This window comes from Chthoniobacter flavus Ellin428 (genome assembly GCF_000173075.1).
GTDB classification, from domain to species: Bacteria; Verrucomicrobiota; Verrucomicrobiia; order Chthoniobacterales; family Chthoniobacteraceae; genus Chthoniobacter; species Chthoniobacter flavus.
In genome coordinates, this window is sequence record NZ_ABVL01000029.1 from 19,519 (window position 1) to 44,650 (window position 25,132).

Annotated in this window: 27 protein-coding genes; 17 read left to right on the forward strand and 10 right to left on the reverse strand. The window is 60.6% G+C overall.

Annotation, left to right across the window (positions count from 1 at the left end):
• The 17 genes from nrfD to CFE428DRAFT_RS34635 all read left to right on the forward strand — a co-directional run bounded on the left by nrfD (position 1) and on the right by CFE428DRAFT_RS34635 (position 15,880).
• Complete coding sequence (gene nrfD, locus CFE428DRAFT_RS28060) at positions 1-1,329, forward strand: NrfD/PsrC family molybdoenzyme membrane anchor subunit (RefSeq protein WP_006983087.1); 1,329 nt, start codon at positions 1-3, stop codon at positions 1,327-1,329.
• Entirely contained in the window at positions 1,326-1,862 is a 537-nt protein-coding gene (locus CFE428DRAFT_RS28065) for a DUF3341 domain-containing protein (RefSeq protein WP_006983088.1), read from the forward strand. Before nrfD ends, CFE428DRAFT_RS28065 begins: the two co-directional genes overlap by 4 nt.
• Positions 1,859-2,440, forward strand: coding sequence for a c-type cytochrome (locus tag CFE428DRAFT_RS28070; RefSeq protein ID WP_006983089.1), 582 nt, complete (start codon positions 1,859-1,861; stop codon positions 2,438-2,440). Before CFE428DRAFT_RS28065 ends, CFE428DRAFT_RS28070 begins: the two co-directional genes overlap by 4 nt.
• Positions 2,437-3,132, forward strand: a complete 696-nt coding sequence (locus CFE428DRAFT_RS28075; RefSeq protein WP_006983090.1) for a hypothetical protein — start codon at positions 2,437-2,439, stop codon at positions 3,130-3,132. The genes CFE428DRAFT_RS28070 and CFE428DRAFT_RS28075 overlap by 4 nt, the downstream gene beginning before the upstream one ends.
• On the forward strand, positions 3,125-3,559 hold the full coding sequence (locus CFE428DRAFT_RS28080; RefSeq protein ID WP_042725970.1) for a hypothetical protein: 435 nt from the start codon (positions 3,125-3,127) through the stop codon (positions 3,557-3,559). Before CFE428DRAFT_RS28075 ends, CFE428DRAFT_RS28080 begins: the two co-directional genes overlap by 8 nt.
• On the forward strand, positions 3,552-3,986 hold the full coding sequence (locus CFE428DRAFT_RS28085) for a hypothetical protein (RefSeq protein ID WP_006983092.1): 435 nt from the start codon (positions 3,552-3,554) through the stop codon (positions 3,984-3,986). The genes CFE428DRAFT_RS28080 and CFE428DRAFT_RS28085 overlap by 8 nt, the downstream gene beginning before the upstream one ends.
• Positions 3,983-4,786, forward strand: coding sequence for an SCO family protein (locus CFE428DRAFT_RS28090; RefSeq protein WP_006983093.1), 804 nt, complete (start codon positions 3,983-3,985; stop codon positions 4,784-4,786). The genes CFE428DRAFT_RS28085 and CFE428DRAFT_RS28090 overlap by 4 nt, the downstream gene beginning before the upstream one ends.
• Complete coding sequence (coxB, locus tag CFE428DRAFT_RS28095; RefSeq protein ID WP_006983094.1) at positions 4,783-5,736, forward strand: cytochrome c oxidase subunit II; 954 nt, start codon at positions 4,783-4,785, stop codon at positions 5,734-5,736. The genes CFE428DRAFT_RS28090 and coxB overlap by 4 nt, the downstream gene beginning before the upstream one ends.
• Positions 5,733-7,415 carry a cytochrome c oxidase subunit I gene (gene ctaD / locus CFE428DRAFT_RS28100; protein ID WP_006983095.1) on the forward strand — a complete coding sequence of 561 codons (1,683 nt, stop codon included), beginning with the start codon at positions 5,733-5,735 and terminating at the stop codon, positions 7,413-7,415. Before coxB ends, ctaD begins: the two co-directional genes overlap by 4 nt.
• Positions 7,405-8,049 (forward strand): cytochrome c oxidase subunit 3 family protein, encoded by a 645-nt coding sequence (locus tag CFE428DRAFT_RS28105; protein ID WP_006983096.1) that lies wholly within the window; start codon positions 7,405-7,407, stop codon positions 8,047-8,049. The genes ctaD and CFE428DRAFT_RS28105 overlap by 11 nt, the downstream gene beginning before the upstream one ends.
• Entirely contained in the window at positions 8,046-8,315 is a 270-nt protein-coding gene (locus CFE428DRAFT_RS28110; protein ID WP_006983097.1) for a cytochrome C oxidase subunit IV family protein, read from the forward strand. Before CFE428DRAFT_RS28105 ends, CFE428DRAFT_RS28110 begins: the two co-directional genes overlap by 4 nt.
• 233 nt (positions 8,316-8,548) lie before the next feature.
• A complete protein-coding gene (locus CFE428DRAFT_RS28115; protein WP_006983098.1) occupies positions 8,549-8,932 on the forward strand; it encodes a response regulator in 384 nt (127 codons plus the stop codon).
• 90 nt (positions 8,933-9,022) lie between these two features.
• Complete coding sequence (locus tag CFE428DRAFT_RS28120) at positions 9,023-10,150, forward strand: Lnb N-terminal periplasmic domain-containing protein (RefSeq protein WP_131989946.1); 1,128 nt, start codon at positions 9,023-9,025, stop codon at positions 10,148-10,150.
• Positions 10,151-10,319: 169 nt separating this feature from the next.
• On the forward strand, positions 10,320-11,234 hold the full coding sequence (locus tag CFE428DRAFT_RS28125) for an alpha/beta hydrolase (RefSeq protein WP_006983100.1): 915 nt from the start codon (positions 10,320-10,322) through the stop codon (positions 11,232-11,234).
• 357 nt (positions 11,235-11,591) lie between these two features.
• The gene (gene tatC / locus CFE428DRAFT_RS28130) at positions 11,592-12,413 is read left to right on the forward strand and encodes a twin-arginine translocase subunit TatC (RefSeq protein WP_006983101.1); all 822 of its coding nucleotides are present in this window, start codon (positions 11,592-11,594) and stop codon (positions 12,411-12,413) included.
• Positions 12,414-12,680: 267 nt separating this feature from the next.
• The gene (locus tag CFE428DRAFT_RS28135; RefSeq protein WP_006983103.1) at positions 12,681-13,232 is read left to right on the forward strand and encodes an RNA polymerase sigma factor; all 552 of its coding nucleotides are present in this window, start codon (positions 12,681-12,683) and stop codon (positions 13,230-13,232) included.
• Complete coding sequence (locus CFE428DRAFT_RS34635) at positions 13,229-15,880, forward strand: VWA domain-containing protein (RefSeq protein ID WP_006983104.1); 2,652 nt, start codon at positions 13,229-13,231, stop codon at positions 15,878-15,880. The genes CFE428DRAFT_RS28135 and CFE428DRAFT_RS34635 overlap by 4 nt, the downstream gene beginning before the upstream one ends.
• Before the next feature lie 306 nt (positions 15,881-16,186).
• On the opposite strand, the gene CFE428DRAFT_RS28145 is transcribed toward CFE428DRAFT_RS34635, so the two are convergent.
• Genes CFE428DRAFT_RS28145 through CFE428DRAFT_RS28190 form a run of 10 tightly spaced genes read right to left on the reverse strand, consistent with a single transcriptional unit; the run spans position 16,187 to position 25,103 of the window.
• Positions 16,187-16,936 carry a hypothetical protein gene (locus tag CFE428DRAFT_RS28145; RefSeq protein ID WP_006983105.1) on the reverse strand — a complete coding sequence of 250 codons (750 nt, stop codon included), beginning with the start codon at positions 16,934-16,936 and terminating at the stop codon, positions 16,187-16,189.
• On the reverse strand, positions 16,933-17,250 hold the full coding sequence (locus tag CFE428DRAFT_RS28150) for a hypothetical protein (protein ID WP_131989947.1): 318 nt from the start codon (positions 17,248-17,250) through the stop codon (positions 16,933-16,935). Before CFE428DRAFT_RS28150 ends, CFE428DRAFT_RS28145 begins: the two co-directional genes overlap by 4 nt.
• A gap of 42 nt (positions 17,251-17,292) precedes the next feature.
• Entirely contained in the window at positions 17,293-18,291 is a 999-nt protein-coding gene (locus CFE428DRAFT_RS28155; RefSeq protein ID WP_006983107.1) for a hypothetical protein, read from the reverse strand.
• Positions 18,292-18,336: 45 nt separating this feature from the next.
• Positions 18,337-20,694, reverse strand: a complete 2,358-nt coding sequence (locus CFE428DRAFT_RS28160; protein WP_006983108.1) for a hypothetical protein — start codon at positions 20,692-20,694, stop codon at positions 18,337-18,339.
• 40 nt (positions 20,695-20,734) lie between these two features.
• Entirely contained in the window at positions 20,735-21,961 is a 1,227-nt protein-coding gene (locus tag CFE428DRAFT_RS28165) for a hypothetical protein (RefSeq protein WP_006983109.1), read from the reverse strand.
• 55 nt (positions 21,962-22,016) lie between these two features.
• Positions 22,017-22,607 carry a hypothetical protein gene (locus CFE428DRAFT_RS28170; protein ID WP_042725972.1) on the reverse strand — a complete coding sequence of 197 codons (591 nt, stop codon included), beginning with the start codon at positions 22,605-22,607 and terminating at the stop codon, positions 22,017-22,019.
• Positions 22,604-23,122 carry a hypothetical protein gene (locus tag CFE428DRAFT_RS28175; RefSeq protein WP_006983111.1) on the reverse strand — a complete coding sequence of 173 codons (519 nt, stop codon included), beginning with the start codon at positions 23,120-23,122 and terminating at the stop codon, positions 22,604-22,606. The genes CFE428DRAFT_RS28170 and CFE428DRAFT_RS28175 overlap by 4 nt, the downstream gene beginning before the upstream one ends.
• Positions 23,097-23,375: a hypothetical protein gene (locus tag CFE428DRAFT_RS28180; RefSeq protein WP_006983112.1), complete on the reverse strand. Its 279-nt coding sequence runs from the start codon at positions 23,373-23,375 to the stop codon at positions 23,097-23,099. The genes CFE428DRAFT_RS28175 and CFE428DRAFT_RS28180 overlap by 26 nt, the downstream gene beginning before the upstream one ends.
• Before the next feature lie 6 nt (positions 23,376-23,381).
• The gene (locus CFE428DRAFT_RS28185) at positions 23,382-24,503 is read right to left on the reverse strand and encodes a hypothetical protein (protein ID WP_006983113.1); all 1,122 of its coding nucleotides are present in this window, start codon (positions 24,501-24,503) and stop codon (positions 23,382-23,384) included.
• A 3-nt stretch (positions 24,504-24,506) separates the two neighbouring features.
• Positions 24,507-25,103: a hypothetical protein gene (locus CFE428DRAFT_RS28190; protein WP_006983114.1), complete on the reverse strand. Its 597-nt coding sequence runs from the start codon at positions 25,101-25,103 to the stop codon at positions 24,507-24,509.
• Positions 25,104-25,132: the final 29 nt, after the last annotated feature.

Here is a 25,132-nt window from a genome sequence, read left to right on the forward strand (position 1 = left end):
ATGCCCACCACCGTTCAGACTTGCGAGACCTTGAGCGAACGCCTCAGCGCCGTCGTGCTCAAGCGCCCGACCAAGCTCGGATGGTTTACCTGTCTCGCGATTTCCTTCACAGGGGTGCTGATGCTCAATGTGGCGATCTCATGGTTGCTCCTCCGCGGTGTTGGCGTCTGGGGCATCAATGAACCGGTCGCCTGGGGCTTTGCGATCGTCAATTTCGTCTGGTGGATCGGTATCGGCCACGCAGGCACTTTCATCTCCGCAATCTTGCTGCTCCTGCATCAGCACTGGCGCACATCGATCAATCGCTTTACCGAAGCGATGACCCTCTTCGCCGTGGCCTGTGCCGCGCTCTTTCCGCTGCTCCACCTCGGACGCCCGTGGGTCTTCTATTTCCTGTTGCCGTATCCGGATACCATGCGGCTGTGGCCGCAATGGCGGAGCCCGCTGGTGTGGGATGTCTTTGCGGTCAGCACTTACTTCACGGTTTCACTCGTCTATTGGTACATCGGCCTCGTGCCTGATCTTGCCACGATGCGCGATCGCGCCACGCGGAGGTGGATCAAAGTGCTTTACGGGATCGGCGCCCTGGGTTGGCGTGGCTCGGCAAAACATTGGGCGCGCTACGAAATGGCTTATCTGCTCCTCGCGGGTCTCGCGACACCGCTGGTGCTCTCGGTGCATAGCGTGGTCAGCCTCGACTTTGCCGTCGCCGTCCTGCCGGGATGGCACTCCACGATCTTCCCGCCCTACTTCGTGGCCGGCGCGATCTTCTCGGGCTTTGCCATGGTGCTCACGCTGCTCATTCCTTTCCGCAAGATCTATAAGTTGGAAGATGTGATCAGCGAGCGGCATCTCGATCTCGCTTCCAAGGTGATGTTGGCCACCGGATTGATGGTGGCTTTGGGTTACGCCAGCGAGCATTGGATGGCCTGGTATTCCGACGAACCGAATGAGGAATTCCTGGCCTTGAACCGCATGCTGGGTCCGTACTGGCCGGTGTGGTGGACGACGATGACCTGCAATATCCTCGTGCCCCAGTTGCTCTGGTGGCGCCGCATCCGCACGAGTCCGCTGCCGCTCTTTATCATCTCGCTGCTGGTCAATGTCGGCATGTGGGCCGAGCGCTACATGATCGTCGTCGTCAGTCTGCACCGCGACTTCCTGCCGTCGTCCTGGGGAAAATTCCACGGCACGGTTTGGGATTGGGCGACTTTCGGTGGCACGATCGGTCTGTTCTTTACGTTGATGTTCCTGTTCGTGCGCTTGCTGCCGATGATTCCTATCGCCGAACTGCGCAAACAAACCGTTGAGGAGGGGAAAGAGGTATGAAAGAGAACGGTATTTACGGGCTCATCGCGGAGTTCGAGGAACCGGATCAGGTGTTGGCGGCGGCACGGCAGGCCAGGGCGGCAGGTTACCGCCGCGTCGAGGCCTACACACCCTACCTCGTCGAAGACCTCGCCGAAGAACTCGGGATGCACAATACGGGTGTGCCGCTCATTTGCTTGCTCTGTGGAATCACCGGCGGCCTGGGCGGTTACGGAATGGAATATTTCGCCGCCGCCATTCATTATCCGATCAATGTGGGCGGACGACCGCTGCATAGCTGGCCGGCCTTTATCCCGATTACCTTCGAGCTCACGGTGCTCTTCGCCGCACTTGGGACGGTCATTGGAATGTTAATCCTCAATGGTCTGCCGCGTCCGCATCATCCGGTCTTCGAGACGCCCTTTTTCGAGCAACGCAATCAATCCCATTTCTATCTCTGCATCGAGGCGAAGGATCCGCTTTTCGATCGCACCATTACCCAGGAATTCCTGCTCAAACAAAAACCCGCGCATGTCTGGGAGGTGCTGGCATGAATGTCGGCACGGCCACCCTTTGCCTGGCGGCGCTGGCCGTTTGCTGCGTGGCTTGCCGTCGCGACATGGGACACCAAGCCTATCATCGCCCCCTCGATAAGAGCAGTTTCTTCCCGGATGGCATGTCGGCGCGGCGGTTGCCGGCCCACACCGTCGCCCGCGGCCAATTGCAAGAGGATGAACTCTTCTACACCGGGCATATCGATGGCAAGGCGGTGGATCTTTTCCCCATGCCGGTGACGCGCGAGATGATCGAGCGCGGCCAGCAGCGCTTCGATATCTATTGCGCCGTTTGTCACGGACGCACAGGGCAGGGGAATGGGATGGTCGTGCGTCGCGGTTTTCCGGCGCCGCCGTCCTATGATCTCGACCGCCTGCGCGCGGCGCCTGCCGGCCATTTCGTGGAAGTGATTACCAATGGCTATGGATTGATGTATTCCTACGCCTCCCGCGTAGAGCCGGCGGATCGTTGGGCGATTGCGGCCTATATCCGCGTTTTGCAAATCAGCCGGACCGCTGCCCTCAAGGACGCTCCGCCCGACGAGCGTGCGAAACTGCAACAGGAGGTCGCACCATGAACGAGCAGGTCCTGAACCGCTTCGAAAAGTGGCAGCGCACCGCGTGGATCGTGGGCGTCGTCGGATGCATCCTCTGGCTCATCGGCATCGTTGTCGCGCGCCACACCGCGTTTCAGAGTTACTGGTTTGCCTGGATCTTTTGGAACGGCATCGGCTTCGGCGCGCTCTCAATCCTGATGTTGCATATCCTGAGCGGCGGCGCCTGGGGGAATGTCGTCCGGCCAACGATTCGCGCAGCGATCTTCACCATCCCCATGATGGCGGTGCTGATGATCCCCATCTTTTTCTCGATGGGTGACGTTTTTCCCTGGGCCACCGTGCATGGACTCGATCAAGCGATGCCGCACAAACGGGTCTTCCTGACCACCCCGTGGTTTATCGTTCGCGCAGTCATTTACTTTGCGATTCTCATCACCCTGGTCCGGATCTTTCGCGTGCACGCGGAAGTAGGGGACGACCGCATCTCGCGCCTGGCGAGCGGCGCCGGTATTTGCATCTACGGCATCTGCATGTTGTTTGCCTGCACGGATTGGATCATGTCTCTTCGTGCCGCGGTGGTACACCACGATGCTGGTCGTTATTATGATGGCCTGGCAGTTCCTCGCCGCCCTGGCGTTTTCCGTGATCATCGTGACCGCTCTGGCGCGCGCGGGACTTCCCGTCACCACCAAGCAACTTCACGACTTGGGTAACCTTCTCCTCGCGTTCGTCATTTTCTGGATCTACGTCTCTTTCGGTCAGTTCCTCATCATTTGGTCGGGTAACTTGCCGCGAGAGATTTCATGGTATCTGCCCCGGAGTGCCGGCGGTTGGCAATACATCGCGGTGGCGCTCGCCACTTTGCAATTTCTCATTCCCTTCTTCCTGCTCCTTTCCCGCGCGCGGAAACAACACGCGAGACGGTTGCTGCCCGTCGCGGTGATGATCTTCTCCACAAACGTCATCGAGGTCTTCTGGCTCATCGTGCCCAGCCTGCGCCCAACGGGTTTCCATGTGGCCTGGCTGGATGTGGTGGCCTTCGTCGGATTGGGTGGACTTTGGGTCGGCGCGTTTCTCGGTTTCTCCAAGCGACAACTGGCCGCGGCTTTGCCCGCTGGAAAGGAGGAGACGCATGGCTGACGATTCCTCACGTTACGAGCGGAAAGACTTTAGCCCAAAGGCGGTCGGTTTGTCCGGCTTGGGATTGATCGTCGTCTGCGTGATCTCCGCGGTTCTGATTCGCCATTTTGAAAAGGATCTAAACCAATTCTTTGCCTACCAGGGCCGGGCGACCTGGACATCGTCGCCGACTATGCAGCCTCCGGAGCCGCGACTGCAAACGAACTCAGCCCGGGAATTTGCCGAGATGCGCGCCCAGGAGGAAGCAGAGTTGCATAGCTATGGCTGGGTGGATCGTCAGTACGGAGTGATCCACATTCCGATCGATGCGGCGATCAAGATCGCGTTGGAACGCGGTCTGCCGGTGCGCAAGAGCACGCCCACCGCCGCCGCCACGCCTGTTCCTGCGCCTGCTACCCCAACCCCCGCGCCCAAATCCGCGCAATGAAACTCCTGTCCGCCATGTTGTCTCTGGCCTTGCTCCTCGCGGGGACGCTTGCGCATGGCCAGACCTTGTCGACGGAGCAGATTGGCCGCGTCGATTTCGAGCAACGTCTCGGCGCCAGTGTGCCGCTCAATGCGATCTTCCACGACGAAACGGGCGCACCTGTGATGCTGAGCCATTATTTCGGCGAGCGCCCGGTGGTCCTGGTGATGGCTTATTACGAGTGCCCGAATCTCTGCACTGTGGTGCTCAATGGCATGCTCAATAGCTTGCGGGATTTGCGGCAGGACGTCGGCCGCGATTTCGATGTGGTCGTCGTCAGCATCAACCCAAAGGAAACGTTCAAGTTGGCCGCAGAGAAGAAACAGACCTATAGCATGCGTTATGGGCGGCCGGGTTCGGCCAAGGGATGGCACTTCCTCACTGGTGATGCGGCTTCCATCCAGCAACTTGCCGATGCGGTGGGCTTCCACTACGTCTACGAACCGCAGAGCAAGCAGTACGCGCATGCGAGTGGGATCGTGATCGTGACGCCGGATGGCAAAGTCTCCCGCTATTTTCTCGGGATCGAGTATCCGCCGAAGGATGTGCGGGCGGCCATCCTTCAAGCCTCGCAGAGCAAGATCGGCTCGCTGGCCAATCGCCTCCTCCTCCTTTGCTTCCATTATGATCCGCAGTCCGGTCGCTATACGCTGATCATCAAGCGAGTGATACAAATCGCCGGTATCGGCACGGCCTTGCTGGTGGGTTCGATGATGGTGTGGATGTTCCGCTACGAGCGCAGAAGGGAGGGGATGTCATGACGGCCCTTCTCGCGGTGTGGTTTCTGCCCGAACGCGCCTCGGATATTGCGCGGGAGGTGGACGCGCTATTCTACGGGTTGTTGGTTCTCTGCGGGATCATTGCGATCGGAGTCTGCGCGGCGGTAATCGTATTTTGTCTGCGCTACCGGCAAGGTTCGAATGCGACGCGGCAAGCGGAGCAGAAAACCATTCCGCTGGAGATTACCTGGTCGGCCATTCCCTTGGTCATCTTCATCGCGCTCTTCATCTGGGCCGGCGCGGTGTATTTTCACATGTCGAAGCCGCCGGATAACGCCACCGAGATTCACGTGGTCGGCAAACAATGGATGTGGAAAATCCAGCACCCCACCGGACGGCGCGAGATCAACGAAATCCATCTGCTGATCAATCAGCCGGTGAAATTGCTGATGACATCGCAGGATGTGATTCACGATGTCTTCGTGCCGGCGTTTCGCACGAAGCAGGATGTGCTGCCCGGGCGTTATACCATCGAATGGTTCACGCCGATCAAGACCGGCGACTATCACCTTTTCTGCGCGGAATATTGCGGTGACGGCCACTCGCGAATGGGCGGTTGGGTACACGTGATGGCTCCGGACGCCTACGCCAAATGGCTCGCGGATACGAGCACGACCGAGTCGGTGGTCGCGGCCGGGGCGCGACTTTTCCAGGCACGCGGCTGTGCGGGCTGCCACGGGCCGAATGCCACAGTCCATGCGCCGCCGTTGAATGGCATCTTCGGACACCCAGTGGCCCTCTCTACAGGCAAGACCGTCATCGCCGATGAGCAATATATTCACGACTCCATTCTCCAGCCGAAAAAGGACATCGTCGCCGGCTATCCCGATAATCTCATGCCGACTTACCAAGGTCAATTGGGAGAGGAGGAAGTCATGGAGTTGATCGGTTATATCAAGGCGCTCGGTTCCACATCCGGAGGTGTTCCATGAATGCGATTGCTACTCCCCAAGCCCCCCCTCAACCGCCCAGCCACGAGCCCAGTTACCTTGCGGTTGAGAACACGGTGCGTTCCTGGTTGCTGACCACGGATCACAAGCGCATCGGCATTCTTTATATGATCAGTATCACGCTGTTCTTCCTCGTCGGCGGAGCAGCGGCGACCTTGATGCGGTTGAATCTCCTCACCCCCCAGGGTGCACTCGTTACCTCGACGACTTATAACAAGCTCTTTACCATTCATGGGGTCATCATGGTCTGGTTTTTTCTCATCCCGTCGGTCCCGACGGTGATTGGAAATTTCGTGCTGCCGATGATGCTCGGTGCGCGTGACGTGGCTTTCCCCCGGCTGAATCTCGCCAGTTGGTACCTCTTCATAGGCGGCGGCGCATTCGCTCTGTGGGCGATCATTGCCGGCGGTGTGGATACCGGATGGACCTTTTACACGCCCTATAGCTCTACCTACGCGAACGGGCACGTCATTGCCATGGCGACGGGAATTTTCATTGCCGGCTTCGGCTCAATTGCTACGGGGCTCAACTTCATCGTCACCGTGCATAAAATGCGAGCCCCTGGACTCACGTGGCATCGGTTGCCGCTTTTTGTGTGGTCGATGTATTCGACGAGCGTGATTTTGGTCCTGGCTACGCCGGTACTGGCCATCACCCTCGTTCTCATGGCGCTCGAACGCGCTTTCGGCATCGGGATTTTCGATCCCGCAATCGGCGGAGATCCGCTGTTGTTCCAGCACTTGTTTTGGTTCTACAGCCACCCGGCCGTTTACATCATGATCCTGCCGGGGATGGGCGTGGTCAGCGAAATCATCGCCTGCTTTTCGCGCAAGGCGGTCTTCGGATATTACTTCGTCGCCTACTCGAGCGTGGCGATTGCGGTGCTCGGTTTTGTGGTCTGGGGACATCACATGTTTGTCAGCAGCCAATCCATCTACGCCGGGATGGTCTTCTCGATTCTGAGTTTCCTCGTTTCCATCCCGTCCGCGATCAAGGTCTTCAATTGGACCGCGACGCTCTATCGCGGTTCGATCTGGTTCCAGACACCGTTCCTTTACGTGCTGGGTTTCATCGGTCTCTTCACCATCGGCGGGCTGACCGGTCTGTTCCTCGCCGCGCTGGCCGTCGACGTACATCTCACCGATACTTACTTCGTCATCGCTCATTTCCATTACATCATGGTCGGTGGCATGGTAATGGCCTATCTCGGTGGCCTGCACTATTGGTGGCCGAAGATCAGTGGGCGAATGTATCCCGAGTTGCTCGCCAAGCTTTCCGCGCTTTTCATCTTCGCGGGATTTAACCTGACCTTCTTCCCGCAATTCATCCTCGGCTATCTCGGGATGCCACGGCGCTATCATGCCTATGCGCCGGAATTCCAGGTGCTCAACGTCCTTTCCACGGCCGGTGCCTCGATCCTCGCGATTGGTTACTTCCTGCCGCTCGCCTATTTCCTGTGGTCGTTGCGCTATGGAAAGGTCGCCGGCCCCAACCCATGGCAGGCGACGGGTCTCGAGTGGACGACCGAATCCCCTCCGCCGGAACATAACTTCACTGTCGTGCCCATCGTGACGGAACCGCCGTATGCGTACGATCCCGTGGCCGCGGAGGAAGCCCTGGCGGCAAAACGGGAACAACGGGAGCCTGCGTATGTCCGCTGAATCTCCGGTTGCCCATCAATTTGAAGACGCCGCGCAGCAGCGCGAAGCGGCCACGCTGGGGATGTGGGTATTTCTCGCCACCGAGGTGCTGTTCTTCGGCGCGATGTTTCTCGGCTACACGGTATATCGATTGAAATATCCGGAGGTCTTCCGGATGGCGAGCGAACACACCATCATCGTCATTGGCACGATCAACACCGGCATCCTGCTCTTGAGCAGTTTCACCATGGTGCTGGCGGTGCGCGCCGCGGAGTTCAAGCGCCGCATGGCGTTGATTGCCTTTCTGAGCGTGACCGCGCTGTTTGGCATCGCCTTTCTGGTGCTCAAGGGCTTCGAATATGCGCACGAGATCAACGAGGGGTTATTTCCCGGATCGCATTTCCAATTCACCGAGGCGGATCCCTACACCGCGCGGATGTTTTTCTATCTCTACTTCCTCATGACCGGCGTGCACGCGTTGCACGTCACCATCGGAGTTATCATGCTCGTGATCTTCGCTCTGCGCGCGATGCTGACGTTGAAACTCGAACGCCTCTCCACGGCCGTCGATCTGCTCGGCCTGTACTGGCATTTCGTGGACATCGTCTGGGTCTTTCTTTTCCCGCTCATTTACCTCGTCGACCGACACTCATGAACTCGATCAAGCCTTATGTCATGGTCACCGGCGCGCTCTTTGTCCTGCTCGTGATCACCGTCGGTGCGGCCTATGTCAATCTCGGTGCCTTCAACACTCCGGTGGCCATGCTCATTTCCTTGAGCAAGGCCTCATTGATCGTTCTGTTTTTCATGCACGTCCGCCATTCGAATCCGTTGATTCATATCTTCGTTCTCGTCGGTTTCTTTTGGCTGGGGATCATGCTGACGCTGAGCTTGAGCGATTTTTTGACCCGGCATCCCTAAGAGACTGTGAAAAAAGTGCCCGCGAATTACGCGAATGACACAAATGGGCGTATTTTTCGTTGGCGCCATCTGTGTGATTCGCGGGCCAAATAATCTCGCTGCCGCTTTATTTCACAGTCTCTAAGAATGGCTGCGCAATGTTCCAGCGTTAGTGTTACTTATGCTAATCGAAGAAAGGGGTAGGGGTTTGCATTGCGCATTGACACGTATCGGAGGAAGGGGAGACTTAAAGCATGCACGGACTCAAAATCGCCGTCGTCGATGATGATGACCTCATTCGTGAAGTGATCTGCGAGACCGTACGGCAGTCGCTTGCGGGTGCGATCGTAGCCGATTATGTTTCCGCTCGTCAGGTGTTCCACGAAGTTGAAACCGGCACCGTGGATTTGCTGATTACAAACTGCCACATGCCCGACATGGATGGACCGACCTTGGTGCGCTCCTTGCGGAAGCAAAAGCACGCGTTGCCCATCATCATGATCTCGGGCAGCGACGACGCCCGGCGATTGGGCGAGGAAGCGGGCATCGATCGGTTCGTGGCCAAACACCTCATTCATCCCGATCTCGAAGACTCGCTGCATGCGCTTCTCGAGAAGCCGCGGGCGGTGGCTCATTAAAGAACTTCTTGGCGCAGCCTAATTTTTGGCAGGCTTCGATGAAGGATTATCTGGCCCGCGCGGCTCGGACTCGCCAAAGATGAGGGCGCGATGGCTCCGCTACTTCGTCAACAATACACTGTCTACGCTAACCGACCGCCCCGGCGTTCGTGGTCGGCGCTTTTCGTCCTGGCCGTGATGTGGTTGCTGATGGCCGGCGCCACGGTGTGGGCTTTCGGCGCGCTGTGGTTCGATTTCCCGCTGAAGGCCTGGGCCCATGGAGCGGCGATACTCTACGCCCTCGGTGTGGTGGTGTTGTTGATCGGCGCTAAAGGGCCGTGGCGGAAGATCGCCGTACTCATCGTTGGATTCGTCGCCGTTCTCCTCTGCTGGCGGAGTTTGAAGCCGACGAACGAGCGACCGTGGCAGCCCGATGTGGCGGAGACGGCTTGGGCCGAAGTGAATGGTGACCACGTGACGTTGCACAACGTCCGCAACTGTGAGTATCGCACGGAGACGGACTACACCCCGCGCTGGGAGACGCGTGAAGTCGATCTCTCGCATCTGCGTGGAATCGACATCGCCATGGACTACTGGGGTTCCGCGTGGATGGCGCATCCCATCGTGAGCTTCCAGTTCGATAACGTGCCGCCGGTTTGCTTTTCCATCGAGACGCGCAAGGAGATCGGCGAAGACTATTCCGCGATCGGTGGGCTCTACCGGCAATTTGAACTCGTCTATGTCTGCGCGGATGAACGCGACGTGCTGCGCGTGCGGACGAACTTCCGCCACGGCGAAGACGTCTATCTTTACCGCACCACCACCACGCCGGAAACGGCGCGCCAGGCTTTCATGGACTACCTCACCGCCATGAATGATCTGCGTCTGCATCCGCGTTGGTACAATGCGGCGACGACGAATTGCACCACGAGCATCCGCAATCAGCGCGCCACCTCGGAACGCGCGCCGTGGGATTGGCGCATGCTCTTCAATGGCTATGGCGATGAGATGATGTACGAGCGCGGATTGCTCGCCGGCGGCCTGCCTTTCGCCGAGTTAAAGCAAAACGCGCGCATCAATGACGCCGCGATCGCTGCCGACAATTCACCGGACTTCTCGAAACGCATCCGCGAAGGCCGCCCAGGCTTCCCGCCAGTGGCGCCACCGCCAACCCCGGCTCCGGAACAAGCGACGGCCCCTGATCAGGCGGCAGCGCCCGAGCAGCCGCCGGCGAAGTAGGGGCGAGTTGATGGTTGAGAGTGGATAGTTGATAGCCGTCCCTGGTGGCGCTGTGCTTTCTCTAGTTTTCCACCGTCGAGAAAAACTCTTCCTGTCGGCCAAAATCTTTCGAAAACTGGACGCGGCTATCAACTATCCACTCTCAACTATCAACCTTCAGCCGCCCCCCATGTCCCGCCGCACCATCCTCGCCACTCTCGTCACCTCCCTCCTGGCCGTCCTGGCGATCGCGCAGGAACCGAAGCCCGATGACCAATACAAACTTGGCCCCGATTCCCAGCCGCAGGCTGGCGTGCCCGAGGGGAAGGTGACCGAATACGAATGGAACGATTCCAAGGTCTACCCCGGCACCGTCCGCAAATACTGGGTCTACGTGCCCGCGCAATACAACCCGGCGAAACCCGCCGGCCTCATGGTGTTTCAGGATGGCGGCGGTTACGTGAAGCGGGATGGCACCTGGCGCGTGCCCGTGGTCTTCGACAATCTCATCGCGAAAAAAGAGATGCCGGTGACCGTGGGCGTCTTCATCAATCCGGGGGATGTGCCGCTCAAGCCCGGTGAACCGCCGCGCAAACGACCCGATGGACGGCCCGCGGGGCCGAAGAATCGCTCGGTGGAGTACGATTCGCTGGGCGGTACCTATTCGCGTTTCCTGCTCGAGGAAATCCTCCCCGAGGTGGCGAAGACGGTGAAGGTCACCAGTGACCCGGCGGGACGCGCCATCGCCGGCTCCAGTTCTGGTGGCATCTGCGCCTTTACCGTGGCGTGGGAGCATCCGGAACAATTTGGCAAGGTCGTTACCTGGGTTGGCAGTTTCACGAACATCCGCGGCGGCAATGCGTATCCCGACATGGTGCGCCAGGCGCCAAAAAAGGCCATCCGCATGTTCCAGCAGGACGGAAAGAACGACATCGTGAATCAGTTCGGCTCGTGGCCCGAGGCGAACAAGGCCATGGCCGCGGCTCTGGATGAAAAGGGCTACGATCACAAATTCGTGGTGGGCGAGGGGACGCACAACCCGAAACACGGCGCCTCGATTTTCCCGGACACCATGCGTTGGCTCTGGCGCGACTACCCGCGCTGACGGTATGGCTGACTTAAACGCAGAGGGCGCTGAGAACGCAGAGGGCCGCAGAGAGGAAAAGAAGAGCAGGCGATCGGACAATGGGAGTGACGGACACTCATTGTCCCATAGTCCGATTGTCTCATTGTCTTTTCCTGTCCCCTCTCTGCGGCCCTCTGCGTTCTCAGCGGCTCGCCCATTACCGGCTGCCACTATTCCCCACCTCCGCCTCGGTCCTCTGCGCTTAAATGGGCCTTCTCATGGAAGTGTGTCGGAGAATCCTCTGGTATCGGTCCTGCCGCCCCCGGGAAAGAAAACGCAGGAAAGTAAGAAGAAATTGCGTGCGAGCCGGTTTTAGCTCTCAGTAGCGCCCCCTTTATGTCCTGGTTGAGTAAATTTTTTCAATTCCGCGAGAAATCCGATGGCGATGTCGTCAAGCCGTTCCTCGATCACATGGAGGATCTGCGCTGGACGATCATCAAGATGGTCGTCGTCCAGGTCATCATGATGGTCCTGTCCTTCTACTTCCGGAAGGACCTCATGCATTTCCTGCGGTTGCCCCTCTACAAAGTCGACCCGCACCTGCCCGAACAGCTCATCATTACCACCATCGCAGGTTCGTTTTTGATTTCCCTCGAACTGGCCTTTTTTGCGGGCATTGCGATGGCCTTTCCTTTTCACGTCTACTTCATTGCGTCATTCGTCCTGCCCGCGCTGACTCGCAAGGAGCGCAAATACCTGCTGCCGGGAATCTTTGCGGCATTCCTCCTCTTCCTCGCCGGGGTCACGATCGCCTATCTCTATATTTTGCCGTCGACCGTTCGGTTCTTTTACCACGATGCCGCGGAGATGCAGTTCAAGACGCTGTGGACGTGGGACGCGTATTTTTCGTTCGCTTCCTGGCTGTGCTTTGGCTTCGGGTTACTGTGCGAATTGCCGGTCATCGTCATTCTGCTGGGCCTGCTGGGCATCGTGGACTTCCGTTTCCTCTCAAAGACGCGCCCGTTCGGTTACACGATCATCCTGATCCTCGCCGCAGTCATCGCGCCCACTCCGGACCCGGTCACCTTTGTGGCTCTCAGCGTGCCGATCGTGGCGCTTTACGAGGCCTGTATCTGGGTCGTGTGGTTCATCGGCCGCCGCCGCCAGAGCCGTCGGGACGAGGAAGATGCGCAGCGTGACCAGGATCATTCGGACTAACCGTCGCTGAGCAGCATCCAGCGGAATTGCGTCCGCGCCCGAAAGGGGGCAGGATACCGTCATGCCTCCCGTGGATTCGATGACCATTGAAGGGTTGCGTACGCAGTTGGAACGGCCGCTGATCATTGGCATTCTCGTTGTCTATATGCTCCACCTCTTCGCGGTGGCGAAGTGCGACTGAGGCAACGCATTGCCGAAGCGGAAACCAGAAACTTTGCCTGTTTTCTAATAACCCCCGCCTCCCACCCGTGTAGCCCATAGAACCCTATGCCTGCCCCGGATGCGCTGGAATTGATCGCCCTTCTCGACCGCTTTGAGCGCCCACTGGTGCGCTATGCGCAAAGCATCACCGGCGACCTCGAGTCGGCGCGGGATGTGGTGCAGGAGACGTTCATCAAGCTGGCGCGTGGCGGCATGAGTGAAAGCGGCGATGTGGTGGATAATGCGCGGCACCTCGAGGCCTGGCTCTTTACTGTCACCCGCAATCGCGCGGTCGACCATCAACGCAAATTCAGCCGCATCATTCCCATGCCGCTCCCTGAAGATCGTCCCTGCGCGGAGCCCGGGCCCGCTGCCGTGCTCGAACGGCAGGAATCCGCGACCGCGCTCTTTCGCCTGCTCGACGCGCTGAGCCCGAACCAGCGCGAAGTCATCCGCCTGAAATTCCAGAACGACCTTTCCTATCGCGAGATCGCCGAGATCACCCGCCTGAGCGTGACGAACGTCGGCTTTCTCCTCCACTCCGGCCTGAAAAAACTCCGCGAACTGCTGCGCGAGCAGTCGCCGGAGGACTTCGACCTTTCCCGCTCTGTCCTATGAACGCTGACGATCCCAAGTTTACCGCCCACGTGCTGGGCGAATTCGATGACCTCACGCCCGCCGAGCGGGCCGAGATCGAGGCGCTGATCGCCAATGATCCTGCCGCGGCTGCCGCCGCAGAGGAGACCCGTGCACTCGTTGCCCGACTGCGGGCCGAACTGCCGGGCGAAGCAGCCGGGACGCTCCAGGAGGAGCAGCGTGCGGCGGTGCTCGAGGCGGCATCGGCGGAGAAAGTGGTCCGCTTTCCGCGCCTGGCCGCAGTGCTGGCGGCGATCGCGGCTTGCGTGATCGTGGGCATTTCCTATGGGCTTCTTTTTCGAGCATATGAGTCGGGGTCCGATGTCAAACCGGTGGCTGCGGTCCCGGCGTCGTCTTCCCATTTCGTTCTCCTGGCCACGCCCGCCCCCACCGATCCCATCCCGTCTCCGACTGCCGATCTCGCCTCAAAGGTGACGCTGAATCCAGCGCCGCCGGTTTCGACGCCGCTCGCTTTCGATGGGAAGTTGCAGGAGGAGCTGAAGGATGCGCCGCAGATCGCCGCCCTGCAGCCAGCTCCGGCGGCGCCGGCGCTGCAACCGATGGTCAGGGCAGAGCCGGCGGTGCCAGCGCAATCCCCGGCGTCTTCCACATCTTCGACCACGGTTACGACCACGAGCCCTCCACCACCGGAGTTCCAATTTGCGCCAGCGACAGCGGCCAGGAAATCAATCAAGCTTCCGGTCGGTGTGCCTCTCGACAGTGCGGAGCCGCAGGGAGGCGCCGCGCTATCCAAAGCTGTAACCCCCAAGGATAAACTCGCCGAGGCGGATGCCTCGAAAGCGATGCCGGTCGCTGCCTGGGCGCGCGTGAGACGGGGCTTTGCGGCCACCTCGGGGGGCATAGGAGACAACAGCTACGGTTTGGATGACCGGGGCGGAATCGCGGATAAAGCTTCCAACGCCAACTCTTTCGATACGCTCACGGAAAATGCCTTCCTCAACGTCCCCGAAAATCCGCTCTCCACTTTCAGCATCGATGTGGACACCGCGAGCTACGCCATCGTGCGGCGTTATCTCAACGACAACCACCTGCCGCCCACCGGCGCCGTGCGGATCGAGGAACTGCTGAACTACTTCCCCTACGATTATCCCCAGCCGCAGGGCGCTGCGCCTTTCTCCGCGACCATGGAAGTGGCCACCTGCCCTTGGGCGCCGGAACATCGCCTGGTGCGCGTGGGCTTGAAGGGCCGCGAGATTCCGAAGGATGAGCGTCCGCCAAGCAATCTCGTCTTCCTCATCGATGTCTCCGGTTCGATGAATATGCCGAACAAGCTGCCGCTCCTGCAGAAGTGCTTCAGCCTGCTCGTTGAGCAACTCGGACCGAAGGATCGCGTCTCCATCGTGACCTATGCGAGCGGAACGAAGTTGGTCCTCGAGCCCACGCAGGACAAGGAAGCGATGCAGACGGCGATCGATGGCTTGCACGCCGGTGGCGGCACCCACGGGTCGAGCGGCATCGATCTCGCCTACCGCATGGCCCAGCAGAGTTTCATTCCGGGCGGCACCAATCGCGTGATCCTGGCCACGGATGGCGACTGGAATATCGGCATCACCAACCAAAGCGAATTACTGAGCATGATCACCCGCAAGGCGAAGAGCGGCGTCTTCCTCACCGTGCTCGGCTTCGGCCTGGATAACCTGAAGGACTCGATGCTGGTGAAGCTCGCCGATCACGGCAATGGGCATTACGCCTACATCGATACCGAGCAGGAGGCGCGGAAAGTTTTCGTCGATCAACTGAGCAGCACGTTGGTGACCATTGCGAAGGACGTGAAGATCCAGGTGGAGTTCAATCCCGTGCAGGTCAGTTCCTATCGGCTCGTCGGCTATGAGAAGCGATTGCTGGCGAAGGAGGATTTCAACAACGACAAAAAGGATGCCGGCGAAATCGGTGCCGGGCACACGGTGACGGCGCTTTACGAGGTCGTGCCGGTGGGAAAGGAACGGCCGGAGATCGCGAAGGTGGACGAGCTGAAGTACCAGCGCATCCCGCGCGCGGTCCCGGTGGAGAAGCCCACGCCGCAGCGTGAAACGGAGATTCAGGAACGCGAGAAGCTGCCCTCGGCCGCGCCCGCGGCTGCACCGGTTCCTGCAGCCAAGGCGGAAACGCCTGCCGCGGATGGGAGAACGGGCGCCGAAAAACCGGCCACCGAGGAGATCGCGCTGAATCCTGCTCCGGGTGCAGCGCCGGCGGATGGACGCACGGTGACGATGCATGCTCCCCACAAGACGATCATAGTGGATGCGGATCGTGGTAACAATACCACGCAGGCCAGTGCGCTGGCCGAGCCGAGTCCGCTACCGGCGTCGGTGCGGAAAGAAATGCTCACGCTCAAGCTGCGTTACAAGGAGCCTGATGGCGAGAAGAGCAAGCTGTTGGAATTCCCACTCACCGATCCCGGGACGACTTGGGAAAAGAGTTCGCCCGACTTTCATTTCGCCGCCGCGGTGGCCAGCTATGGCATGCTGCTGCGCGATTCGAAATATCTGGGCGAGGCCACATGGCAATCCGTTGTCGAATGGGCGCGCGAAGGATTGGGCGCGGACAAGCACGGCTACCGTACGGAGTTTCTCAGCCTGCTGGACCGGGCCCGGGCGATGAAGCAATGAGCGGGGCGATGGTTGGGGATTAAAACGCAGAGGCCGCAGACGCGGAGGTCGCAGAGAGGAACTGGCAACGGCGCTGCTATTAATAGACGTACGGCACAGATGCGCGAAGCGCTCGAAAAAAAAGGGCGTCATCCTGAGCGGAGTGCCCCGGCGGGCGAAGGTGGTCGGGAGTAGCGGCGCGTTGGGTTTGGGAAAGAATCGCAAAGGTCTGGGAAAAAGTAGCGCTTTGAAGGATTGAATCCCGCGCGGTTGGGACGGGATTTAAGGGCGGTTAAAGGCGCTTTGGAAACGCGCTTTAAAGCCGCTTTAGCTGACTGTGGCTGTTCCACCATCTCCAAAGTCTCCGACTGCATGCGCATTACTGATCGGGACGCCAAGGAGCTGTTCCTGGCCGGGGAGAGTGGCGAAGGCTGCCAGAAATGTGCCTCCGTATCTCTCGGTTGAGGTCACGGAGACGGTGAATTTGAGGGTAGTCAGATCCTTGGTAAGCGTGAGCGTCCAATTGACGGGCTTCTTGTTCGGAGGATCAGTTGGATTGCTATAGCCACTATCGAAAGTGGTCTTCCAGACTCCAGGGGACTCGAAGTCTACAGAGTGGGATCCGTCAATATCGACCTCGGAGAAGTTCAGCCCGTCATTGCCACATGTGACTCCGGTAATATCGACGTTCAATGATGTTCCAGGATTGGGCGTGGGGAGGGTTCCACCGCTGCCGCTACCACCGCCACCGCCACCGCCTCCACTGCCGGGTGGCGGGGGGAATCTACCGCCGCCGCTGGCGAAGCCGCGTTGGCCGGGGTCGGGAGAGTTGCCTCCTAGCGGTTCGGTGGGGGTGATGGGGCACGCAGCAAGGGGGGCTGGGACGGTGGTCCAGTCGGTGGCGAGGAGATCGGCCGCGGTGTAGTCGGTCGCGACGACAGTGTGCGGCTGGCCGCCGGGGAAGGAGAACCAATGTCCACCGCGCCAGACCCAGAACCATTTATCCGCGGCCCAGGAGGCTCGACGGATGGGCAGGTTATTAGCGATGGAGATGACAGCCGCCTCGAGGATGGTCATGCGGAAGGAAAGCCTGGCGGCGGCGGAGGAAGTTGGATGGGCTGATCTGTCCACTGCCTATAGACAATGGGCGCGGTATTATAAGCGGGGACGGCAGCGCAGGGATTGGCAGTGAACGGCTGGTCTGTCCAATCACGGGCGAAGAGATCGGAACGGGTGTAATCGGTCGCCGCGACCAAGCGCTGGCCCCCGCTATCGATGACGAAATAGAGGCCGTTGAAGACCCAGACTTTATCCATCCAACCGGCGCGGCGAATCCTGGCTCCCGTTTGAGCCAGGGCATCGGCGGCGAACAAATCTAAAGACCAAGGCATCGCAGAAAGAGGATAGTGGAGAGTTGATAGTGGATAGCCCGATCAGTGATCGCCGAGATCCCGCTCGATCTGGATGGTGAAGGTCTTGCTGGTCCGGCGCAGGGTCGCTGGCGTGCTGGCGAAGTAAGGATTCGGATAGGTCAACTCGATCTCCACCAAGGCATTCAAGATCGTGCCCTTATCGTCCTCGTAATTGCTCAACGCGCCGGCAAGTGACGAGCCATTCAGCTTGATGTAGATCAGGATTGAATTGGCGTCTCCCGTGCCGATCTTTTGCGAATTCGTGCTGATCTCGATTTTGGCGTCGGGTTCTACTTCTTTGACCACCATCAAACAGGCGTCGTCATCGATCGCGCCCAAGTCGATGATGCTGGCGTTTTTTACCGTCCGCAGGCGCAGAATTCGATCGTCGTGTTCTTTGAAGAATAGGATCGGTGTGGCGCGATCCGCCGGGGTGAGATTGAGAGTGCTATTGGTCTGCACAATGAGGTTGTCTGTCGCTAAATCCCAGACGAGGTCGGCATTGGCATCAGGTGCAGCGGCCGCAGAGATGATGCCCAGGGAAAAGAGCACCTCGGCGCTGGTCGCTGGGTCGGCATTGGTGGCAGTGATGCGCACGTCGGATACGCCGGGCACCGTGCCCGCTCCAGTGAGGAAGCCTGGGCGATAGATGAGCGCAGCGGTATAATCGACGGTCACGTCGATCGCCGAGCCGCCGGGCGTCGTAGAGAGCTTGAAAGTATCGGCAGCGGCGTTGACGACGAAATATCGCGTGTTGATCGCGAGGCCGGTCCCCCCCGTTAGCGATCGGAAGACGACGCAGGTGCCATTGGCGAGGCCGTGGGCGGTCCAATTGACGGTGTCGCCGGTGGCCGAGACGGTGACGGAGCCCGAGGGCTGGAAGGTCATTCCGGTGGGGAATGCGCCAGATGTGATCGCCCAATCGTAGGGATTATTGGTGGCGGAGAATTGATGCTCCCAGGTGAGCCATTGCGGGTAGATCAGGACTCCAGATTCAGGATCGATTGCGGGAGCGGCCATTGGTGAGGAAAGTTGATAGTTGAGAGTTGAGGGTTGAGAGCCGCGTTAGCTGATGGAGATGCCGAGGATGCCGTTGTCGGGCTGGAGCAAGGACCAGCTCAGCCAGCCGCGGGCGTCGGTGACGCTGTTCTTGGTGTCGAAGTTTCGGAACATGGCGCGGAGGGCGAAGTTGGCGGTCTGCTGGACGTTGGCCGTGGCGCTGAGGACGCGTTGATAGATCATCCCGTTGGCGGTGAAGACGGTGCCGTTGGTGTTGGCGATGGTGCAGCCGAATCCGAAGGTTTGGATCGCCGGGCCGACGCGGACGATTTGCGAGACGAGCGGCGTGGCGGTCTGCCAGGTGATGTCGAGCAGGTTGGCGTCGGGTGTTCCGGGCGTGGTTTCCTGGGTGATCAGGCCCTGCTCGATGACAAACAGGTATTCGGCTTCCGAAGTTCCCTTGAGGATCTGCAAGGAGAGTTTTCCGAGGAAGGTGAGGGTCTTCCCGGCGGGGAACATCATGTCGTTAATGAGGATGTCGTCGGTGCCGCCGAAGATGGGAATTTCGAAGGGAATCGGGTAATAGCTGTCCTTGGAACCGCTCTTCCTTGCCGGGTAATTCATGCGACCGTCGCTGATCACGTAACCACCTGCTTCCGACATGCTGCTGCGGATGTGGCCACCGCCGGGGATGAGGGTGGCGGCCGCGGTGGTGTAGAGTGCGCCGGCGGCGGGATCGGGCAGCGGTGACGTGGGCAATGCGCCGAGGCTCGTGGTGGTATTCAACGCCGGGAGGAGGAAGGGCGGCTTCGTGGTCGGGAGCTTGGTCGGATCGGTGATCGGTGCGCCGGTCGCGTCCTTGGCGAAAAGAATTTGGCTGAATGGTTGGAGCTGGATGGTGGTGGCGTTGGAGGGCGCGATCCCGGAGGGCAGCGAGGCGTTGGCGGGGAGGAGCGTTTGCAGCTCGGTCACGGCGGTTTGCAGGGCGCTGAGGTCGGTGGGGAGGTTGGTGACCTGGTCCTCGGCGATGGTGAGGTCATCGGCCCAGACTGCGGTGTCGACGAAGCCGATCACCGAGATGCGCCATGTTCCGGCGGCTGGCGCGCCGGTGAGGGCGGTTACAGTGACGTGATTGTCGTCGGTGATGGCCGCGCTGTAATCCACGCCGTTCTTGAGCTGGACGCCGTTGGCTCCGTCGATCCGAACGAAGACTTCGACGTCGGAGGTAGCGAGATCGTGGGCGAGATCGAAGACCGTGGTTGCGCCGTCGCCTTGTTCGCTGAAGACGCGGGCGACTTTACCCACCAAGGTGTTGGCGGTGCCCGGGCCGACGTAGGTTTTCGGGCTGGGCAGGCGCAGCCAATCGATGGTGGCAAGGCTATCGAGGATGGGCAACGCGACCGGGCGCTGAACCGTGAGCTGGGTGTAGAGCGCGACGATTTCCTGCGGGTCACCGGTGCCGTCTTCGGTGCAATCGATGCGGATCTCCAGCGGGAGGGTTACGCTCGGCTGGGAGCGCAGCATGGAGGCGAGTTCGAGGCGATCGAAAGGAATCGTCAGGAACAAATCCTGCGCGGGGGCGTCGCCGCCTTCGACGGTCAGCTCGGCCACGTCGGTGCCCGCGTATTTGCCGCCGAGATCGACGTAGAAACGTTGGCTGAAGGGCAGCGTGACGACGATGCCGCTGCCGAGCGCCGCGACTAGCGCGGCCTGGATGGTGTCCGCACTGGCATCCTCGGCGAGCAGCTCGGTTCGAATGTTGTCTTTGACGATGCGATAGGTGCCGCGGAAGTCGGATGGGATAGAGAGCTGCTGCACCGTGTCCCAGACCTGGCCCGATCCGGCTCCGCCATGAATCTTGACGCTGAAGGAGGGCAGGGAGGGCAAGCCGATCGAGGGAGGGCCGCCGACAAAGGCCACGGGGGCCTGGGTGAGACGCACTTCGTGTAGCCAGAGATTATCAATCTGCGTGCCGGCGCGGATGTCCGCGAAGCTGACCGGCCAGAGCGAGTTGTCGACGATCTGGATCGGCACCTGCACAGCGCCGGCGCCGAAGCGGATCAACCACGATCCTTCCACTTTCTTCACGGCGGCCGTGCCGTAAGCACCCGTCACGGCCGTCTTGGCGTTGATCGCGGACTGCATCTGCGTGGCAGTGCAATCGTGCGAGAGATCGGCGGTGGTGAAGTTGGTATCGGGATTGCCGTTGTTAAAGCAGAGCGCGAACTTCCCTCCCCCGGGCCGGGCGTCGACGTTGCCAAAGGAAGCCTTGGAGCCCGTGATGCTCAGATTCGGCTCGATGGGGTTGCCGTTGATCGTCTTGGTGAAGCGAATCTGCAACGTGAGGCTCTCGCCGAAGGTCAGCACCGGAGGCACCCAGTCCGAGTTGCGCGTAGTCAGATTGATCGTGATTAATTGTCTCATGCGGTTGCGAAGATCGGAGATGGGAGATCGGAGATCGGGATCACTGCAGCAGGGCGGTGTTGAATCCCACGCCGCGATAAGGGAAATTCGGGTCGAGTTGGACGGCGGCGACTTGGGCGGCGGCGGTGGTGGCTTTGGCGGCGGCGTTTTGCAGTTTGTCGGGGCCGAGTTTGGCGGCGACGGCTTGGGCGTTGGCCAGCGGGGCGAAGTTGCCGTCGATCCCGCCGCCGGTGATGGTCCAGAAGGAGCCGGCCATGCTGTGGCCCTGCAGGATGTTCAGCGCCTGCTGCGCGGCGTCATTGATCGAGGAGGCGAGGAAGCCGATGGCGATCTGCGCGACGCCGCCGGCGAGCGGTGGAATGAAGGGTGTGCCGGGGTCGTTGCTAATGGGCTGGAAGAAGGGCTGCGCCCATTGCAGATTCCAAAAAAGATTGTGCCGGACGTAAGGCGTCCAGGAGCCATCGGGCTCGGTGCCGATGGGCGTATTCGGCGGGCTTAAAAGGTAGACGGTGGAGATGAGCAGTTCGTCGAAATTCGGCTCGGTGTAATCGCCGGAAAGCGGATCGATGGCGGCGGTTTGATCGATGGGCTGGAAGGTGCCGGCGAGGACGCGCAGGACGTCGCTCGGCGCGGGCGAAGCGATGGAAAGGGTTTGCTGCACGCTGCCCTGGCCGGTGATGAATCCGCTGGGATTCAGGTCGACACTGCTGGTCAGTCCGGAGCGCGGCTGGTGCAGCCAGATATCGCAGGCCCGGAGCAGGCGCAGATTGTCGGGCGGCGGTGCGGTGTCCACGCTCTTCCCGGCCGGCAGACGCGCAGCCCCGAGCTGCACGAAGAAATCCGGCACGCCGGCGTTGCCGTCGCCGTCCCAGCCGATGCCGTAGAAGTTGAGGGCGATCGCGGGGGTGAGGTAGAGCGGCAGATCTACTGAGAGTTGAGAGTTGAGAGTTGATTGTTGAGAGTTAAAGACGGAAGCGCTGAAGAAGGGTTCGCCGGTCAACGGGTTGATCTCCCACGGATTGCCAACTGCTTGTTGCTCGGCGACGGTTGCGCGATAGATCGGGCAGGCTTCGTTGACGAAGCCGGGTTGCACGGTGGCCACCCATTGTTGTGCCGATCCGGACCATGAGGGCGTGGTGAACCAGGGGTGCTTGAATTGGTTCGACGGGCGCGCGGCAATTGCCTCGCCGAGCTCGGAAAGAGCGAGGGCGCTGTTCGCGGCCGGGCGCGTGAGCGAAGGAGCATGACTATGCGCGCGCCAGCTCATTCGGCAGAAAGTGGATAGTTGATAGTTGAGAGTTGATAGCCGCGCGTTCTTCGGTTCATAGGAACATGTGGCGCGGGCCGCCGGTGGTGTTGCCGGCCGCCGGGAGGACGCGCAGGTAACGCAGGTTGAAATGGACCAATGGCAGCGCCTGGATGGGCTGGCCCTGGCTCCAGAGGATCATGGCGATGGCGCAACGGCCGAGATTGGGCGCGTGCGAGACGGGCGTCGCAGTGTGGACGATCTGCGCGAGCGAATCGGCGAACAATTCGCCCGTGGCTGGGTCGGGGCTCACTTCCAGCGCGGCCCAGGAGACGCCGTCCGCATTGGCGATGCTCGGATCCAGCGCGAGCGGTGTGGGCACGGTGCCGTCCTTGCCGCTCATCGGCAGGGTCTGGCCGTTGCTGGTGATCACCGGCTCGAGCGGAGTGGCCCCGGCAAAGGATTGCACGAAGCCGAGGGTGAAGGTCATCGATTGCCCGGCGAGAAAGGGACGATAGGCATGATTCCATGCCGCGCCGCCGGCGTTGGCGTCGACGGCGCGGCCGAGCGCGTTGACCGTCACCCGGGTGCCTTCGGCGGGGCGCGTCATCACGCTCCGGGCGCGCGGCTGTTCCGCTTGGTGGTGGAAGATGGCGGCGGTTCTCACGAGAGGGATAGCGTGGGAGTTTTGGCGACCTTGCTCTGCGAGGTCGGGTCGTCGGTGTAGATCTGCGGGGGCCATCCGCCGATGCCGCTCAGCCAATACACTTCGGTGATTTCATAGACCGGTCCGACGTGCCGCCAGACGGTGGGGGCCTTGAGCCAGTTGCGATCAGCGAACGTCGGGGGACGTCCGGGAAGAGATGTGGCGATCTTGCCTTCGCCTTGCGCGGCGGAGCCGTTGTCGAAGGCGAGATAACGGAAGGAATACGTCCCTTCCATCCGGAGAAAATCGGTGTGACCGAAAAGCGGATTAGTTGCCCCCGCACTCGTGCCCTTGATCGCACCGCTGCTGCTGCCGTTGCTGCTGACGAACTCGGGAAAGAAAACCTGGCCGTCCAACACCTGCCCATTCCACGCCTTCTTCAAGGCTTGCCAGTTGGGATGCTTGATCAGCGACACCTGGGCGAAGCCGGGCTCGAAGGAATAATCGGGGCTATTCGTGCGCCCCTTGAAAGTCACGTCCTTGCCGTTGCCGGGAAATTCCCTCGAAGGTCCAGAATGTGCGCAGGCCGCCGCCGTTGGGGACGGTTTGGTCGCCGATGAAAGCGACGCCCCCGGGGACGTCCGGGATGCTGGGTTTTTGGGCGTCGTATTCCTCGATCGAGAGACCGGACTGCGAGGGCTGCCAGAGCTGGGAAAGGACGAGCGTGCGCAGACCGACCCGGTCGGTCACATCCCGGTTGATTTTGATGATGGGATTTCCGTAAATCATCGCGGGTCAACGCTTGGTGTGGTCGACGTGGGTGATCGCCGCCATGGCCTCGGCGTGCTGCTTCTGCATCGTCCCGTGGATCTTGTTCCAGACGGCCTCGGCGTTGCCGCCGCTGCGGAAGGAACCGGCCTCGCGGGCCACGGCGGCGGTGTCGGCGGCGCCGTCGCGGGCGGTGACCAGGCGGGCGAGTTGGCCGGCGCGTTCGCGCTGGACGTTTTGCAGCTTGGCTACCACGCCTTCGTGAATTTCCTGTTCGTTTGCGCCCGACTTATCGAGTCGCTGATATTCCTGAGCGGCGGTCAGTTCGTCCTGAATGCCTCGTGCTTCCACCATGTTCCCTGCGGCTTCGGCCTTGGCGATCTCGATCTCGCGCTTGCCGATTTTTTCGAACCATGCGCGCTTTTCGAGCTGCGCCTTGCGTTGCTTGTGCACTTCCTCTCGCTGATCGTTATCAACCTTCTGAATCTCCAGGGCGGAATCTGGCCGGTATAAGGCGTTTCCTTTCTCGAAGAAATCTCCGAATAGTGCACCGCCGATGCCTGAGTGCGCACGATCGACAAGCTGCGCACGTTTGGCCTGCAGCCGCTTCTGGTTATCGGCCGCATCCAGCTCTTCGGAAAAAGCCTGCTCGCTGTTTCCAAACCGTCCAGATCTAGCAAAGTGAAGATCGGAGTCCAAACGCGCCTGGCCGATACGGTGCTGCTCTTCTCGGTCTTTGGCTTCCTCGCTTTTGCGCAGGCCGAGGAAACCCACGGCGGCGGCGCCGACGATGAGCGGGGCGATGAGCATGGGCGCGGCCTTGAGCATGTGCATGAGGTTGCCGAGCTGTTGGGTGCGCATGACCCAGCCGTTCTGGCCGGTAACCATGTCCAGGGTGTCGCCGACCATCCGGCCGCCGCTCATCTTGTGATGGCCAGCCTTGGCTTTGGCGAGGGCGTGCTGCTTCTCGTTCTCCTTGGTGATGAGCTTCTCGGCGTCGAGCGCTTTCGCGGCTTGGGCGGCGGGCGAGGCGGGTGTGCCGGGCGCGGCTTTGGCGCCCTTCTGCAGGGCTTCCTCGTCCTTCTTCGCTTTCTGCGCAGCGGCTCCGTCGTATTCGGTGCCGATCTTGATCTTGATTTCCTCGGCCATGGATCAGTTGAGAGTTGAGGGTTGAGAGTTGAGAGTCTCGGAAGCCACATCGCGCAACGCGTAGGGCGTTCCGCCGGCGACGCGGTAGCCGTCGTTGTGGCGGAAGGCGGAGATGAGGGCGAAGGCGCGGCCGACGTCCATGCGCAGGGCTGCTTCGGGATCGATGCGGCACTGCGTGACGAGGCAGGCGTAGATCGGCAGCCAGGTTCCGAAGCCGTCGCTGTCGCCGGTCTGGCTTTCGCCAGGGCGGGACATCTTCAGCGAGAGCTCGAAGGCGTCGGCGATGGCGTCGCGCATCGCATCGAGGCAGGCGGCGGCTTCCTTCGGCGTGACCGTCGTGGGACGCAGATCCATGGCGAAGGCGCGGGCGGCATGCTCGATCTGCGCGGCATCCTCGAAAGCTTCTCCGCGCAGGATTGGCGATTGAATGGCCTCAAGATCGATCCATACCTGCATGGTAAAGCGCAGGTCGGTCTCCAACGGGGAGGCGAAAGCGCGGGCGATGCAGCGCGGCTCGTGCGGCGCGTTGGCGGCCGTGCTGATCTCGCTGCCGAAGGCTTTCAGGTCCTCGATGTCCTGCGGTGTGAGGTCGTCTGACAAGTTGAGAGTGGTTGGTGGATCCGGCTTCG

What these genes read in the sequence shown, in the direction of transcription:
- CFE428DRAFT_RS28115 (WP_006983098.1), top strand. Translation starts at nt 8,549, where the DNA reads ATGCACGGACTCAAAATCGCCGTCGTCGATGATGATGACCTCATTCGT.
- nrfD (WP_006983087.1), top strand. Translation starts at nt 1, where the DNA reads ATGCCCACCACCGTTCAGACTTGCGAGACCTTGAGCGAACGCCTCAGC.
- CFE428DRAFT_RS28065 (WP_006983088.1), top strand. Translation starts at nt 1,326, where the DNA reads ATGAAAGAGAACGGTATTTACGGGCTCATCGCGGAGTTCGAGGAACCG.
- CFE428DRAFT_RS28185 (WP_006983113.1), bottom strand. Translation starts at nt 24,503, where the DNA reads ATGGCCGAGGAAATCAAGATCAAGATCGGCACCGAATACGACGGAGCC.
- CFE428DRAFT_RS28070 (WP_006983089.1), top strand. Translation starts at nt 1,859, where the DNA reads ATGAATGTCGGCACGGCCACCCTTTGCCTGGCGGCGCTGGCCGTTTGC.
- CFE428DRAFT_RS28150 (WP_131989947.1), bottom strand. Translation starts at nt 17,250, where the DNA reads ATGCCTTGGTCTTTAGATTTGTTCGCCGCCGATGCCCTGGCTCAAACG.
- CFE428DRAFT_RS28155 (WP_006983107.1), bottom strand. Translation starts at nt 18,291, where the DNA reads ATGGCCGCTCCCGCAATCGATCCTGAATCTGGAGTCCTGATCTACCCG.
- CFE428DRAFT_RS28110 (WP_006983097.1), top strand. Translation starts at nt 8,046, where the DNA reads ATGAACTCGATCAAGCCTTATGTCATGGTCACCGGCGCGCTCTTTGTC.
- CFE428DRAFT_RS34635 (WP_006983104.1), top strand. Translation starts at nt 13,229, where the DNA reads ATGAACGCTGACGATCCCAAGTTTACCGCCCACGTGCTGGGCGAATTC.
- CFE428DRAFT_RS28125 (WP_006983100.1), top strand. Translation starts at nt 10,320, where the DNA reads ATGTCCCGCCGCACCATCCTCGCCACTCTCGTCACCTCCCTCCTGGCC.
- CFE428DRAFT_RS28085 (WP_006983092.1), top strand. Translation starts at nt 3,552, where the DNA reads ATGGCTGACGATTCCTCACGTTACGAGCGGAAAGACTTTAGCCCAAAG.
- CFE428DRAFT_RS28135 (WP_006983103.1), top strand. Translation starts at nt 12,681, where the DNA reads ATGCCTGCCCCGGATGCGCTGGAATTGATCGCCCTTCTCGACCGCTTT.
- CFE428DRAFT_RS28105 (WP_006983096.1), top strand. Translation starts at nt 7,405, where the DNA reads ATGTCCGCTGAATCTCCGGTTGCCCATCAATTTGAAGACGCCGCGCAG.
- tatC (WP_006983101.1), top strand. Translation starts at nt 11,592, where the DNA reads ATGTCCTGGTTGAGTAAATTTTTTCAATTCCGCGAGAAATCCGATGGC.
- CFE428DRAFT_RS28145 (WP_006983105.1), bottom strand. Translation starts at nt 16,936, where the DNA reads ATGACCATCCTCGAGGCGGCTGTCATCTCCATCGCTAATAACCTGCCC.
- ctaD (WP_006983095.1), top strand. Translation starts at nt 5,733, where the DNA reads ATGAATGCGATTGCTACTCCCCAAGCCCCCCCTCAACCGCCCAGCCAC.
- CFE428DRAFT_RS28165 (WP_006983109.1), bottom strand. Translation starts at nt 21,961, where the DNA reads ATGAGCTGGCGCGCGCATAGTCATGCTCCTTCGCTCACGCGCCCGGCC.
- CFE428DRAFT_RS28075 (WP_006983090.1), top strand. Translation starts at nt 2,437, where the DNA reads ATGAACGAGCAGGTCCTGAACCGCTTCGAAAAGTGGCAGCGCACCGCG.
- CFE428DRAFT_RS28090 (WP_006983093.1), top strand. Translation starts at nt 3,983, where the DNA reads ATGAAACTCCTGTCCGCCATGTTGTCTCTGGCCTTGCTCCTCGCGGGG.
- coxB (WP_006983094.1), top strand. Translation starts at nt 4,783, where the DNA reads ATGACGGCCCTTCTCGCGGTGTGGTTTCTGCCCGAACGCGCCTCGGAT.
- CFE428DRAFT_RS28120 (WP_131989946.1), top strand. Translation starts at nt 9,023, where the DNA reads ATGGCTCCGCTACTTCGTCAACAATACACTGTCTACGCTAACCGACCG.
- CFE428DRAFT_RS28160 (WP_006983108.1), bottom strand. Translation starts at nt 20,694, where the DNA reads ATGAGACAATTAATCACGATCAATCTGACTACGCGCAACTCGGACTGG.
- CFE428DRAFT_RS28180 (WP_006983112.1), bottom strand. Translation starts at nt 23,375, where the DNA reads ATGATTTACGGAAATCCCATCATCAAAATCAACCGGGATGTGACCGAC.